This window comes from Streptomyces sp. NPDC017940 (genome assembly GCF_044328435.1).
In the GTDB taxonomy this organism is placed as follows: Bacteria; Actinomycetota; Actinomycetes; order Streptomycetales; family Streptomycetaceae; genus Streptomyces.
The window spans coordinates 741015-754687 of record NZ_JBIRHJ010000003.1; the positions used below are offsets into that span (position 1 = coordinate 741015).

The 13673-nt window shown below is 71.8% G+C and carries 14 protein-coding genes; 4 read left to right on the forward strand and 10 right to left on the reverse strand.

Going from position 1 to position 13673, the window contains the following annotated elements; all coding sequences use genetic code 11:
* Window positions 1-219: 219 nt before the first annotated feature.
* Window positions 220-831, reverse strand: a complete 612-nt coding sequence (locus ACH4DX_RS13265; protein WP_003948568.1) for a response regulator transcription factor — start codon at window positions 829-831, stop codon at window positions 220-222.
* Between the two features lie 434 nt (window positions 832-1265).
* Here ACH4DX_RS13265 and ACH4DX_RS13270 point away from each other — a divergent pair, with 434 nt between their 5' ends.
* Complete coding sequence (locus ACH4DX_RS13270; RefSeq protein WP_398121923.1) at window positions 1266-1580, forward strand: WhiB family transcriptional regulator; 315 nt, start codon at window positions 1266-1268, stop codon at window positions 1578-1580.
* Between the two features lie 128 nt (window positions 1581-1708).
* Here ACH4DX_RS13270 and ACH4DX_RS13275 read toward each other — a convergent pair whose 3' ends face one another.
* The gene (locus ACH4DX_RS13275; RefSeq protein WP_398121922.1) at window positions 1709-2605 is read right to left on the reverse strand and encodes a LysR family transcriptional regulator; all 897 of its coding nucleotides are present in this window, start codon (window positions 2603-2605) and stop codon (window positions 1709-1711) included.
* Window positions 2606-2695: 90 nt separating this feature from the next.
* Between ACH4DX_RS13275 and ACH4DX_RS13280 the strand changes: the two genes are divergently transcribed.
* Both ACH4DX_RS13280 and ACH4DX_RS13285 read left to right on the forward strand, forming a co-directional pair.
* Window positions 2696-3373, forward strand: a complete 678-nt coding sequence (locus ACH4DX_RS13280) for an MOSC domain-containing protein (protein ID WP_398155124.1) — start codon at window positions 2696-2698, stop codon at window positions 3371-3373.
* An 89-nt stretch (window positions 3374-3462) separates the two neighbouring features.
* A complete protein-coding gene (locus tag ACH4DX_RS13285) occupies window positions 3463-4236 on the forward strand; it encodes an SDR family NAD(P)-dependent oxidoreductase (protein WP_398155125.1) in 774 nt (257 codons plus the stop codon).
* A gap of 232 nt (window positions 4237-4468) precedes the next feature.
* Here ACH4DX_RS13285 and groL read toward each other — a convergent pair whose 3' ends face one another.
* The 3 genes from groL to ACH4DX_RS13300 form a co-directional block, all read right to left on the reverse strand.
* On the reverse strand, window positions 4469-6097 hold the full coding sequence (gene groL / locus ACH4DX_RS13290; protein ID WP_398121919.1) for a chaperonin GroEL: 1629 nt from the start codon (window positions 6095-6097) through the stop codon (window positions 4469-4471).
* A 118-nt stretch (window positions 6098-6215) separates the two neighbouring features.
* Window positions 6216-6524 carry a co-chaperone GroES gene (gene groES / locus ACH4DX_RS13295; RefSeq protein ID WP_030022440.1) on the reverse strand — a complete coding sequence of 103 codons (309 nt, stop codon included), beginning with the start codon at window positions 6522-6524 and terminating at the stop codon, window positions 6216-6218.
* 719 nt (window positions 6525-7243) lie between these two features.
* Complete coding sequence (locus tag ACH4DX_RS13300; protein WP_398155126.1) at window positions 7244-8287, reverse strand: polysaccharide deacetylase family protein; 1044 nt, start codon at window positions 8285-8287, stop codon at window positions 7244-7246.
* A gap of 82 nt (window positions 8288-8369) precedes the next feature.
* Here ACH4DX_RS13300 and ACH4DX_RS13305 point away from each other — a divergent pair, with 82 nt between their 5' ends.
* Window positions 8370-9578: a methyltransferase domain-containing protein gene (locus tag ACH4DX_RS13305; protein WP_398155274.1), complete on the forward strand. Its 1209-nt coding sequence runs from the start codon at window positions 8370-8372 to the stop codon at window positions 9576-9578.
* A gap of 60 nt (window positions 9579-9638) precedes the next feature.
* On the opposite strand, the gene ACH4DX_RS13310 is transcribed toward ACH4DX_RS13305, so the two are convergent.
* The 5 genes from ACH4DX_RS13310 to rimI all read right to left on the reverse strand — a co-directional run bounded on the left by ACH4DX_RS13310 (window position 9639) and on the right by rimI (window position 13635).
* Window positions 9639-10961 (reverse strand): RNA polymerase sigma factor, encoded by a 1323-nt coding sequence (locus ACH4DX_RS13310; protein ID WP_398155127.1) that lies wholly within the window; start codon window positions 10959-10961, stop codon window positions 9639-9641.
* Between the two features lie 35 nt (window positions 10962-10996).
* A complete protein-coding gene (locus ACH4DX_RS13315) occupies window positions 10997-11380 on the reverse strand; it encodes a YciI family protein (RefSeq protein ID WP_398121916.1) in 384 nt (127 codons plus the stop codon).
* A gap of 332 nt (window positions 11381-11712) precedes the next feature.
* On the reverse strand, window positions 11713-11964 hold the full coding sequence (locus ACH4DX_RS13320; protein WP_398124141.1) for a hypothetical protein: 252 nt from the start codon (window positions 11962-11964) through the stop codon (window positions 11713-11715).
* A complete protein-coding gene (gene tsaD, locus ACH4DX_RS13325; RefSeq protein ID WP_398155128.1) occupies window positions 11961-13076 on the reverse strand; it encodes a tRNA (adenosine(37)-N6)-threonylcarbamoyltransferase complex transferase subunit TsaD in 1116 nt (371 codons plus the stop codon). Before tsaD ends, ACH4DX_RS13320 begins: the two co-directional genes overlap by 4 nt.
* Window positions 13069-13635, reverse strand: coding sequence for a ribosomal protein S18-alanine N-acetyltransferase (gene rimI, locus ACH4DX_RS13330; RefSeq protein WP_398155275.1), 567 nt, complete (start codon window positions 13633-13635; stop codon window positions 13069-13071). The genes tsaD and rimI overlap by 8 nt, the downstream gene beginning before the upstream one ends.
* Window positions 13636-13673 lie beyond the last annotated feature (38 nt).

Genomic DNA, 13673 nt, shown 5'->3' on the forward strand with positions numbered 1-13673 from the left:
AGTTGTGCACTGAAGCGTTATGAGCGGGTGCGCCGGAACTCATCTCCCGCACCCTCCCCTCCCGCTCGGCCGACTCGTCCCCAAGGAACTCCACACCTCAAGGATGCGGCATCGGCGGCGAAGCGCCACAAGCCGTTCCTCAAGAGGACTCCGACGGGCCTCCATGACCCCGCCCGCCGCACGGCGGGCGGGAGACATCGTGCCCCCGCCGGGGCCCGCTCAGCGAACCAGGCCCCAGCGGAAGCCGAGCGCCACCGCGTGCGCGCGGTCCGAGGCGCCGAGCTTCTTGAACAGGCGCCTGGCGTGCGTCTTCACCGTGTCCTCGGAGAGGAACAGCTCGCGGCCGATCTCGGCGTTCGACCGGCCGTGGCTCATCCCTTCGAGTACTTGGATCTCACGCGCGGTGAGCGTCGGGGCCGCGCCCATCTCGGCCGACCGGAGCCGGCGCGGAGCGAGCCGCCAGGTCGGATCGGCGAGCGCCTGCGTGACGGTCGCGCGCAGCTCGGCGCGCGAGGCGTCCTTGTGCAGATATCCGCGGGCGCCCGCGGCGACGGCGAGCGCGACGCCGTCGAGGTCCTCGGCGACCGTGAGCATGATGATGCGTGCCCCCGGGTCGGCCGAGAGCAGTCTCCGCACGGTCTCCACACCGCCGAGACCGGGCATGCGTACGTCCATCAGAATCAGGTCCGAGCGGTCGGCACCCCAGCGGCGGAGAACCTCCTCGCCGTTGGCCGCTGTCGTCACGCGCTCGACGCCGGGCACGGTCGCGACCGCGCGGCGCAGCGCCTCTCGGGCGAGCGGGGAGTCGTCGCAGACGAGGACGGATGTCATGGCCGTCCTCCGCAGCTGATGCGCGTCACCTTGAGCCTCCAGGCTGGTACAAGTCGTCACCTGTGCGATTGACGCACTCGGACACCTGCCCGAGCGCTTGTTCTTTCAACCGCTTCCGCACTCTCAACGACGGTCACTCGAAAGAGTTACGGGGCAGTCAGGCACCTTCGGCACTCTACGTGAGGGCGCGGACACGGCACAGGCGGCGCGTGCCGACGCGCCTTCCCGCCGGTCACCGACAGGCCGCGCGGCGCGGCGCCATGGCCCGTGCGCCGTACACCCTTCAAGCCTTATGACCCATTTAGCGGCTTTTCTTCACTTTTACTGGTGTCTGCGGCTAGATTCGCAATGAGTCATATTTTCATCTCCTTAGACAGTAGATGTACTGTCATGGGCACCGTATCCGCGTCAGAACGGCTACCAGGAGACACGCAATGGCAGATTTCTCCCGCCTTCCCGGACCGAACGCAGATCTATGGGACTGGCAGCTCCTCGCGGCCTGTCGCGGGGTGGACAGCTCGCTCTTCTTCCACCCGGAGGGCGAGCGCGGCGCGGCACGGAGCGCGCGCGAGAACTCGGCCAAAGAGGTCTGCATGCGATGCCCGGTGCGCGCGGAGTGCGCCGCGCACGCGCTCGCGGTCCGCGAGCCGTACGGCGTGTGGGGCGGCCTCACGGAGGACGAGCGCGAGGAACTCATGGGCCGTGCCCGCAACCGTCTGGTGACGGCGAGTAGTGGTGGCACTCCCTGAAGGAACGTTTCTTCAGAACCTTGGCGGGACGCCCGGCAGCTCGGTTCCCCCGCACGGCAGCGAGGTTCCGGCAGCACGGCAGCGAGGTTCCGCCGGTGCGGTCCCGGCCGCACAGCAGGGCGCGCCGCTCAGCGCGCGGCGGCCCGCGCCAGGTGGTCGAGCGTGGCGGCCACCGCGGGGACCTGCGCCAGATCCGGCAGCGTGAGCGCGACGATCTCCCGTCGCACGGGGGGCTCCACCGTGACCGCGCGGGCGCCCTTGGGACGTACCGACTCGATGGCGAGCTCGGGCAGCACCGCCACTCCGAGGCCCGCCCCGACCAGGCCGACCACCGCCGGGTAGTCGTCCGTGGCGAAGTCGATCCGGGGCGCGAAGCCCGCGCCCTCGCAGACCTCCACCAGCTGCCGCCGACAGCGCGGGCAGCCCGCGATCCAGGACTCGTCGGCCAGTTCCCCGATGGTGACGCTCTCGGCCTTCGCCAGCGGGTGCTCCTCCGGTACGAGGCCGACGAGGCGGTCGTCGAGGAGGGGCCGCACGACGAGGTCGTCCCACTCCTCCGCACCCGCCGCCCCGGCGTACCGGAAGGCGAGCGCCACGTCGCAGTCGCCCTCGCGCAGCATCTCCACCGAGCGCGGCGGCTCGGCCTCCTCCAGGGAGACACGGGTGCCGGGATGCGCGGCGCGCAGGGCGGCGAGCGCACCGGGGACGAGGGTGGACGAGCCGCTCGGGAAGGACACGAGGCGCACCCGGCCCGCGCGCAGACCGGCGATGGCGGCGACCTCCTCCTCGGCGGCGGTGAGCCCCGCGAGGATCCCGGCGGCGTGCCGGACCAGGGACTCACCTGCCTGGGTGAGCCGCATCTCGCGACCGGTGCGGATGAGCAGGGGCGTGCCCACGGACCCTTCGAGGGCCTTCATCTGCTGGCTGACGGCGGGCTGGGTGCAGCCGAGCTCGCGGGCCGCCGCCGAGAAGGAGCCGGTGGCGGCCACGGCGCGCAGGACACGGAGATGACGGGCCTCGATCATGAGTCGAGCATAAGGGAATCTTGGGAGTGGCGCTGAATATCGCGCGGAAACTTTGAGGGGGCCTCAAGGCCGCTCGCTTAGCCTGACCGGATGAAGCTTCTCTCCGTGAACGCCGGACGGGCCAGAGCCGTCGACTACACCGACTCCCCCACAGGCAGCACCGGAATCGACAAACAGCCGACGGAAGGCCCCGTGCGGGTGACCGCCCCCGGCCCGAAGGGCACCGGGGGCAGCGGCGTCGCCGGAGACACCGTCTGCGACCTGCGCCACCACGGCGGCAACGACCAGGCGGTGTACGCCTTCGCCCGCGAGGACCTCGACGAGTGGGAGCGCCGCCTCGGCCGGACGCTGCGCAACGGCGGCTTCGGCGAGAACCTCACGACGTCCGGCGTCGACGTGAACGGCGCCCTGATAGGCGAACGCTGGCGGGTCGGCCCCGAACTGCTCCTGGAGGTGACCTCCTCGCGCATCCCCTGCCGTACGTTCCAGGGGCACCTGCGAGAGCGGGCCTGGGTGCGGCGGTTCACCCAGGCGGTGCTGCCCGGCGCCTATCTGCGGGTCGTCGAGCCGGGCACGATCCAGGCGGGCGACCCGGTCGAGGTCGTGCACCGCCCGGACCACGGGGTCAGCGTCTCCCTCCAGTTCCGGGCCGTGACGACGGAGCGTGCACTGCTGCCCGAGCTGCTCGCCGCCGGGGACGCGCTGCACCCCGGCGCCAGGGCGAAGGCGCTCAGGTTCGTCAAGCAGCGGCAGGCGAAGGGCAACTGACGGCGGCTCGGCGCGGCGCGCGGTCCCCGGGGCCCGGCCGCGCCGGACTCGTGGCAGACGCACGCCCCCGGCCTCACTAGCCTTGGTCCATGACTACGGCTCTCATCACGGGTTCGACCGCGGGCATCGGCGCGGCCTTCGCGCGCCGCCTCGCCGCCGACGGGCACAACCTCGTCCTGGTCGCACGCGACACGAAGCGGCTGCGGGAGCAGGCGACCGAGTTGCACGACCGGCACGGCATCGAAGCGGAGGTCCTCACCGCGGACCTCGCCACGGAAGAAGGCATCGGTGCCGTCGAGGAGCGGCTCGGCCGCCGCCGCGACGGCGTCGACCTGCTCGTCAACAACGCCGGTTTCGGCAACAAGGGCCGCTATCTGGAGGTGTCCCTCGCCGACGAGCTGACGATGCTGAAGGTGCACTGCGAGGCGGTGCTCCGGCTGACGTCCGCAGCGACGGCGGCCATGAGCGAGCGCGGCCGCGGCGGTGTCGTGAACGTGGCGTCGGTCGCCGCGTTCGTGCCGCGTGGCACGTACGGCGCGTCCAAGGCGTGGGTCGTGCAGTTCACGCAGGGCGCCGCGCGGGACCTGGCCGGATCGGGGGTGCGGCTGATGGCGCTGTGCCCCGGCTTCGTCCGTACGGAGTTCCACGAGCGGGCGGGCATGGGCACCGACAACATCCCGGGCTGGATGTGGCTCGACGCCGACAAGCTGGTGGCCGCGGCCCTCGCCGACCTGGCCCGCGGCAAGTCCCTCTCCGTACCGGACCCCCGGTACAAGGCCCTGATGGGCGTGGTGAAGGTGACGCCGAGGGCGCTCCTCGGGGGCGTCACGTCGAGAACGGGCCGCAAGTACGGGCCGCGGTAGCACCCCAGAGCGGGGACCCGCCCCTGAAGGGGCGCGGGGAACTGCGCGAGGACGGTCCACGACCGGCACCCGGCGACGCGGCAGCACCAGGCAGACGCGAAGCCGAGCGAACGCGAAGCGGAGCAGACGCGAAAGGCCCGACCTCCCGCGACGGGAAGTCGGGCCTCAGCGACCGCTCGGGCCGGCCGACCACTCGGGCCGGCCGACCGCTCAGGTCAGGCGCAGGCTCGGGTCAGTGCGAGTGACCGTGACCGTGGCCGTGCCCGCCGTCGGCCTCTTCCTCGGCCGGCTTCTCGACGACCAGCGTCTCGGTCGTGAGCAGCAGGGAAGCGATGGAGGCGGCGTTCTCCAGGGCGGAGCGCGTCACCTTGACCGGGTCGATGACGCCGGCCTTGACGAGGTCGACGTACTCGCCGGTCGCGGCGTTGAAGCCGAAGCCCTTGTCCAGCTCCGACACCTTCGTGGTGATGACGTAGCCCTCGAGGCCGGCGTTCTCGGCGATCCAGCGCAGCGGCTCGACGACGGCGCTGCGGACGACCGCGACACCGGTTGCCTCGTCGCCGGTCTTGTCGAGGTTGCCCTCGAGAACCTTCGCGGCGTGCACCAGAGCGGAGCCACCACCGGAGACGATGCCCTCCTCGACCGCGGCGCGGGTCGCGGAGATGGCGTCCTCCAGACGGTGCTTCTTCTCCTTCAGCTCCACCTCGGTGGCGGCGCCGACCTTGATGACGCACACGCCGCCGGCCAGCTTCGCGAGGCGCTCCTGGAGCTTCTCGCGGTCCCAGTCGGAGTCCGTGGCCTCGATCTCGGCCTTGATCTGGGCGACGCGGCCCTCGACGTCGCCGGAGTTGCCGCCACCGTCGACGATGGTGGTGTCGTCCTTGGTGATCGTCACGCGGCGGGCGGTGCCGAGCACGTCGAGACCGACCTGGTCGAGCTTGAGGCCGACCTCCTCGGCGACGACGGTGGCACCGGTGAGGGTGGCCATGTCGCCGAGCATCGCCTTGCGGCGGTCGCCGAAGCCGGGGGCCTTCACGGCGACGGCGTTGAAGGTGCCGCGGATCTTGTTCACGACCAGGGTCGAGAGGGCCTCGCCCTCGACGTCCTCGGCGATGATCAGGAGCGGCTTGGAGGAGCCGGCCTGGATGACCTTCTCCAGGAGCGGGAGCAGGTCCTGGATGGAGGCGATCTTGCCCTGGTGGATCAGGATGTACGGGTCGTCGAGGACGGCCTCCATACGCTCCTGGTCGGACACCATGTACGGCGACAGGTAGCCCTTGTCGAAGGCCATGCCCTCGGTGAAGTCCAGCTCGAGGCCGAAGGTGTTGGACTCCTCGACGGTGATGACGCCGTCCTTGCCGACCTTGTCCATCGCCTCGGCGATGAGCTCGCCGACCTGCTGGTCCTGGGCGGAGAGCCCGGCCACGGCGGCGATGTCGGACTTGTCGTCGATCGGACGGGCGGTGGCGAGGAGGTCCTCGGAGACCGCCTTGACCGCGGCGTCGATGCCCTTCTTCAGGGCGGCCGGGGAGGCACCGGCGGCGACGTTGCGCAGGCCTTCCTTGACCAGGGCCTGGGCCAGCACGGTGGCGGTGGTGGTGCCGTCACCAGCGATGTCGTTGGTCTTGGTCGCCACCTCCTTCACCAGCTGGGCGCCGAGGTTCTCGTACGGGTCCTCGACCTCGACCTCGCGGGCGATGGTGACGCCGTCGTTGGTGATGGTGGGAGCGCCGAACTTCTTGTCGATGACGACGTTGCGGCCCTTGGGGCCGATCGTCACCTTGACCGTGTCGGCAAGCTTGTTGACGCCGCGCTCGAGGGCGCGACGGGCGTCCTCGTCGAACTTCAGGATCTTCGCCATGGGAGCGGTTCAGCCCTCTCGGAAACTCGGGTTCAACGGGCTGCGCCCCTCGCCGCCCGGCAATCAGCGGGGTGACCAGGGGCGCAGCTCAACAGCGGAAACTGGTGAAGCAGGTGAATTACTTCTCGATGATCGCGAGCACGTCGCGGGCCGAGAGGACGAGGTACTCGTCGCCGTTGTACTTCACCTCGGTGCCGCCGTACTTGCTGTAGAGCACGACGTCGCCGACCTGCACGTCGAGCGGCAGGCGCTCGCCGTTCTCGAAACGGCCCGGGCCCACGGCGAGGACAGCACCCTCCTGGGGCTTCTCCTTCGCGGTGTCCGGAATGACCAGGCCGGAGGCCGTGGTCTGCTCGGCGTCGAGCGGCTGGACCACGATGCGGTCCTCAAGCGGCTTGATGGCAACCTTGGAGCTGGCGGTCGTCACGATCCGACCTCCCCCTTCGGAGATCTCGCGGGGTTAACTGATCTAGAGGTGGCGACCAGGTCGATCCGTCGTCGCGGGTGCCGGACCTGCCCGTCGCTGTTGGCACTCTCCGGTGGGGAGTGCCAGGCCCGAGACTAGGACGACGATTAGCACTCGGTCAAGCGGAGTGCCAACGGACGCGGCTCACGGCCGAGCGGGACCGCTCCGCCGGCCCGCTTCTTCCGGGTCGGAATCCGGCGCTCCCGCACCCCGGTCCGGCGGCTTCGTGACCGCTTCCAGGGGCTTCGTGTCCGCGTCGTCCAGGCGTTTCGTGCCCTCGCCCCGCGGCCCCGTATCCGCGTCCCGTGGTTTTCTCGCCGGGCGTGGCGAGCCCGCCTCCCGGCAACGTCCGGGCCCGGCCGCAGGTTCCGTGGCGGGCCGTGTGGCCGGATCGGTGGCCTGTTTCCGGGCGGGTCTCCTGGGCGCGGGCTCCGTGGCGGGCCCCGCGAGGGAGGGGTTCGCGGTCGGCGGGGCGGCGCCGGGGCGCCCCGTGCGCGGGGGCGCGCCCGTCCGTCCGCAGTCCCCGCCGGGAACCGCCCCCTTCGAGGGCATCTTTTCGGCCGCTTTCCTGCCGAGTCGCTCGATCGGGTCGACCGACTGCGCGCAACCGGACAGCAGCAGGGCGGGGGCCAGCACCCCCGCCGCGACGGCTGCCGCCGCCCGGCCGCGCGCCGGGCTGCTCACAAGTAGTCCTCCAGCCGCGCGATCGCGTACCCCTTGGCCGTGGCCTTCTTCAGGACCGTGCGGACCATGTCGGTCATCGTGCCGTTCCAGTCCGCACGCCCGCGGAAGTGCGTGAGGATGATGTCGCCCCGGTGCAGGTCCTTGTCCCACTCCCGCCACTCCATGTGGTCGGCGAAGCCCTCGGAGGCCCACAGCGGCACCGCCTTGATGCCGCAGGACTTGGCGGCGCGCAGGGTCGTGCGGTTGTAGTTCCCGTACGGCGGCCGGAACAGCTCGGGCCGCTTGCCGTACCGCTTCTCGATGACGTCCTGCATCCCGCAGATCTCCCGCCGCTGCTTCTTGTAGGAGAGCTTCGGCATGTAGCGGTGGTTGAGCGTGTGGTTGTTCAGTACGACGCCACGGTCCTGCATCTGCTTGAAGTAGCCGTAGTCCTCCTTGACCAGGTAGTCGCTGAGGAAGGCGGTGTACGGGATCTGCAAGTCGCTCATCATCCGCAGGAACGCCGGACTCTTCTCGGCACCGTCGTCGACCGTCAGGAAGACGACCTTGTGCTTGGTCGGGATCGTGGTGAACACCGGCGGCAGCTGCGCCTGGCCCTTGACCTCGAAGCCCTTGCGGGTGGTGAGGCGCGGCTTCACGGCGGGCGCGGGGGGCGCCAGGAGCGGGGTGCGCTTCAGGCCCCAGCGCTTCGCCGCGGCGGCGCGCACGGCCTGCCTCGCCCGCAGATCCTCGGCGTACTCGCGCAGCACGCGGGCGGGCGGGCCGAGCTCCGGCTGCTGGCCGTGCGCGCCGGAGCCGCCCCGGCCGGCACCGTCGAAGGAGCAACCTGAGACGATCGTGGTGGCGACGATGGTGGTGCTGAGGACTCCGGCGGCGAGCGTTCCCTTACGGGACTTCCCCTTCCCGCGGGGCCTCCCGGCGGGGGGCTCTCTCCTGGGGGGTTCCCCCTTACGGGGTTCCTCCCAGCGGGACTCCTCCTTGCGGGGCTCCCCCGTCCAGAGTTTTCTCCTCGATTGTTCGTTTTGTCGTACTTGTCGCATGGCGCCGGATCCTCGCAGTTCAGCCGCCCCGTACGGCACCGACACCGCCGCCGCACGCGCACCTTCCTCCGACTGGCCCACAATGGGCGGCGTGAACGATCCGCTTGCCTCCTTCGCCGCGCTCCGCACCGACGAAGGCCGCGCCCTCCTGGAATCCGTACGGGACGTCGAACCGAGCCAGGAGCTGGCGGTCGCCACCCGGCTGCGCCGCGAGCACCCCGCCGACCTCGTCTCCGCCGCGCTCGCGCAGGCGCGTCTCCGGCAGCGGGCGGTCGCGAAGTTCGGCGCCGACGCCGCCCGGATGTTCTTCACCCCCCACGGCGTCGAACAGTCCACCCGCACCTCCGTCGCCACCCACCGCGCCCGGCGCTTTGGTGACCCCGTCGAACTCGGCGGGCTCAGCGTGCGTTCCGTCGCCGACCTCTGCTGCGGCATCGGCGGCGACGCCATCGCTCTCGCCCGCGCCGGCATCTCCGTCCTCGCCGTCGACCGCGACCCGCTGACCTGCGCCGTCGCCCGCGCCAACGCCGAGGCCCTTGGCCTGTCCGACCTCATCGAGGTCCGCGAGGCCGATGTGACCGACGTGGACACCTCCCCGTACGACGCCGTGTTCGTCGACCCCGCACGGCGCGGCGGACGCGGCCGGATCTTCGACCCCGAGGCCTACTCCCCGCCCCTGTCCTGGGCCGTCGAAGCCGCCCGCAAGGCGCCGCGCGCCGCCCTGAAGATCGCCCCCGGCGTGCCGCACGACGCCGTGCCCGAGGAGGCGGAGGCCGAGTGGATCTCCGACGGGGGCGACGTCAAGGAAGCCGTCCTGTGGTTCGGCACCGACACCCCCGCCGCGCACCGGGCCACCCTCCTGCCCGGCGGCGACACCCTGGTCTCCCCGCGCGCCACCATGCTCCCCGACCCCGGCGTCCGGCCCGTCGGCCGCTTCCTCCACGAACCCGACGGCGCCGTCATCCGCGCCCACCTCGTCGCCGAGGTCGCCGCCCGCGTCGAGGGCGGCCTCATCGACGAGACCATCGCCTACGTCACCTCCGACACCGCCGTCACCACGCCGTACGCCACCACGTACGAGATCACCGACCAACTCCCCTTCAACGTCAAGAAGCTGAAGGCGCTGCTGCGGGAGCGTGGGGTCGGTGTCCTCACCGTCAAGAAGCGGGGGTCCGCGGTCGAGCCCGAGGAACTCCGCCGCAAGGTGAAGCCCCGGGGGGCCGGGTCCGCGACGGTTTTCCTGACCCGGGTCGCGGGTGCGCCCACTATGCTGGTGGGACACCCTTGCTGAAACGGCGCTCCGCGCCTCCTCCTCGAACACCGGACGGGCTGGATGTGCCCCCGGGCGGGTCTACCCCCCGCACCCCTTGGACCTCCGCAGCAACAGCTCCCGCTCCCGCGCGTTGCGGGTGAGCCCCGCCGCCCGCTCGAACTCCGCGCGGGCCTCCGCGCCGCGGCCCAGCCGGGCCAGGACGTCCCCCCGCACACTGGGCAGCAAGTGGTAGTCCCGCAGGGCGGGTTCGTCCACCAGCGCGTCCACGAGCGGCAACGCCTCCTCGGGGCCCCGCGCCATGGACACCGCGACCGCGCGGTTCAACTCCACCACCGGCGACGGCGCCCGCACCGCCAACAGCCCGTACAGCGCCGCGATCCGCCCCCAGTCCGTCTCCTCGTACGACGCCGCGTGCGCGTGGCACGCCGCGATCGCCGCCTGGAGCACGTACGGTCCGTGCAGCGGTCCGTCTGCCGCCCGCTCCGCCCGTTCCGCCCGTTCCGCCCGCTCCAGTGCGGCGAACCCGCGCCCGATCAGCATCCGGTTCCAGCGGGCCCGGCTCTGGTCCTCGAGCAGTACGGGTTCGCCGTCGGGGCCCGTCCGCGCGGCGGTGCGCGACGCCTGGAGCTCCAACAGCGCCGCAAGACCGTGCACTTCGGGCTCCCTCGGCATCAGGGCGGCGAGCTGCCTCGCCAGGCGCAGCGCGTCCTCGCACAGCGCGGGACGCACGTGGTCGTCGCCCGCCGTCGCCGCGTACCCCTCGTTGAAAATCAGGTAGATGACGTCCAGGACCGAGCCGAGCCGGGCCTCACGGTCCGGGCCGTAGGGCACTTCGAACGGGACGTTCTTCGCGGCCAGCGTGCGCTTGGCTCGGACCACGCGCTGGGCCACCGTCGGTTCGGGGGCCAGCACGGCGCGGGCGATCTCCGCCGTGGTGAGGCCGCCGAGCAGGCGGAGCGTGAGAGCGACCCTGGCCTCCGCCGAGAGCACCGGGTGGCACGCCGTGAAGACCAGGCGCAGCAGGTCGTCGTCGATGGCCTCCGGGTCCTCGACGCGGTCCGGGATCTCGTCCAGGTGCGGCGGCGCGGTCTCCAGGTCGCGGCCCATCTCCGCCAGCTTGCGCGCGTAGCGCTCGCGCCTGCGCACCAGGTCCACGGCGCGGTGCTTGGCCGCGGTCGTGAGCCAGGCGCCCGGGTTGTCGGGGACGCCCGCGGCGGGCCACTGCTCCAGGGCCGCCACCAGGGCGTCCTGCGCCAACTCCTCGGCGATGCCCACGTCCCGTACGATCCGGGCGGCGCCGGCGATCACTCGTGGGGCCTCCATGCGGAAGACCGTCTCGATGGTCTGCTCGACGCTGTGCGCGGGGTGGCGGGGGTGCTCAGACGCGTGGTCCACGGCCATCCATCAGAGCACCCCTGGTCCCTGCGCGCAAAGGATCAGGCGTCCGGGCCCACGCCGGGGATGCCTGCCTCGCCGATCTCCCTGACCTCCACGGTGATCGTCCAGTAGTCCTCGTGGACCTTCAGGAACCGCTTGGTCCACTCGACCGCCTCGGCGCTGTCCCTGGCCTGGAGGATGGAGTAGCCGCCGATGACCTCCTTGGCCTCCGTGAACGGGCCGTCCGTGACGGACAGCCTGCCGCCCTGCCAGTGGACCCTGGTCCCCTCCGAGGTCGGCGCCAGGCCCGCCGTGTCCAGCAGTACGCCCTCCTTGGCCATGCCTTCCAGGAGCTCACCCATGCGCTGCTGGAGTTCGGGGCTCGGGCCGGTTCCGTGCGTCTCGTTCTCGTCGATGCGGATCATCGCCAGGTAGCGCGGCATGGTGGTGCCTTTCGTTCGTTCGGTGGGTGGGCGGGGGGTCTTTCTCCCGCCTCTCACCCCTACGTCGAACGGCAGGAGCCCTCATCGACATGGCCTCGGGGGTTTTTCGCCTTTCCGGTTGTGGGGGTGGCGGGGTCGTGGCGGGATGGCCGTGCTCGCGTAGTGGACACTGCCTGGTTGCGTCGCGCCGTAAGTGTGTTGCTTGGCACGCTGCGCTCGGTCATCCCGCCACGACCCCTCCGGTGCGATGGCGACTTCCGGTTCGTCTGTGGTTCCCGCCGCCGATGCGGGCAGCTGCCTCCGCCCTTGCTGTGGGCAGCCGCTTCCGTGGCTCAGTCCACCGGCTCGAAGCGCCAGCGGTGTGGGGGGCGGGACACCAGGCCGGGCGGGGGGTCCGGGAGTTCGGGGAGCTTCGCCTCGTACGGGGCGTCCCACCAGGTGATCACTAGCACCCGGTCCGCGGGCGCCCGCAGGGTCTCCCGCCGCACCGGCGCAGGATCAAGCCCCTGCCCCCGCACCCAGTCGAGCAACTCGGGCCCCCGCCCGACCTCCGCCCGGGCCTCCCACATCAGCGCGACGCTCATGAGTACAGGTTGTCCTTCGCGACCTCGTGCACGTGATCGTGCGAGTGGGTGTGGGCGTGCGCGCCGGGTACGTGGGGTTCCGTCACGGGCAGGGACGAGTCCGCCGACAGGGAGAGGTCCGAGGACGCCCGGTTACGGGCGACCATCTCCGCGCCGAGCGCAGCCACCATCGCCCCGTTGTCCGTACAGAGCTTCGGCCGCGGCACCCGGAGCCGGATCCCGGCCGCCTCGCACCGCTCCTGCGCAAGGGCCCGCAGCCGCGTGTTCGCCGCCACGCCGCCACCGATCATCAGGTGGTCCACGCCCTCGTCCTTGCAGGCCCGCACCGCCTTGCGGGTCAGGACGTCCACGACGGCCTCCTGGAAGGACGCCGCCACGTCCCGTACCGGAACCTCCTCGCCCGCAGCCCGCTTCGCCTCGATCCAGCGCGCCACCGCCGTCTTGAGGCCGGAGAAGGAGAAGTCGTACGGCGCGTCGCGCGGGCCCGTCAGACCCCGCGGGAACGCGATGGCGCCGGGGTCGCCCTCGCGCGCGTAGCGGTCGATCACCGGGCCGCCGGGGAAACCCAGGTTCAGGACGCGCGCGATCTTGTCGAACGCCTCTCCCGCCGCGTCGTCGATCGTCGCCCCGAGGGGCCGTACGTCGGAGGTGATGTCGGTGGAGAGGAGCAGGGAGGAGTGGCCGCCGGAGACCAGGAGGGCCATCGTCGGCTCCGGGAGCGCGCCGTGCTCGAGCTGGTCCACGCAGATGTGCGACGCCAGGTGGTTCACCCCGTAGAGGGGCTTGCCGAGCGCGTACGCGTACGCCTTCGCCGCCGAGACCCCGACGAGCAGCGCACCCGCGAGGCCGGGGCCCGCCGTGACCGCGACGCCGTCCAGGTCGGACGCCGCGACCCCGGCGTCCTCCAGGGCGCGCCGGATGGTCGGGACCATCGCCTCCAGGTGCGCGCGGGACGCCACCTCGGGGACGACGCCGCCGAAGCGCGCGTGCTCGTCGACGCTGGACGCCACCGCGTCCGCCAGCAGGGTCGTACCGCGGACGACACCTACGCCCGTCTCGTCGCAGGAGGTCTCGATGCCGAGGACGAGGGGCTCGTCACGGGAGTCAGCCATGGATCTCGGTTCCTTGTACGCCGTTCAGCGGGCCAGGTGCCGCCTGGCCGTCGGTCGAGGGTTCGGGGGCGCCGTGCACGGAGGCCGGGACGGCGGAGGGGTCGGACAGGCGCATCACCAGCGCGTCCACGTTGCCGGGCTGGTAGTAGCCGCGGCGGAAGCCGATCGGTTCGAAGCCGAAGCGTTCGTACAGCTTCTGCGCCCGGGTGTTGTCCACGCGCACCTCGAGCATCACCTCGGTGGCCTCGAACGCGCTGGCGTGCCGCAGCAGCTCCGTGAGCAGGGCCGCGCCGAGGCCGGTGCCCCAGTGGTCCCGGGCGACGGCGATCGTCTGCACGTCGGCGGCCACCGCCGCGCCGTCGCCGGAGTCGCTGCCCGCGACCGCGACGCCGCCGTAGCCGACGAGGCGCTCGCCCTCGTACGCCACCAGATAGCGGCGCGTGGAGCCGGGCCCGCGCGCGTGCGCCAGTTCCGACCAGAACATGCCGCGCGACCACGCGTCGTCCGGGAACAGCTCCTTCTCCAGGGCGAGCACGGGGTCGATGTCCCACCAGCGCATCTCGCGCACCTCGGTGGCGGCCCGGGGCGTCGTCCCGG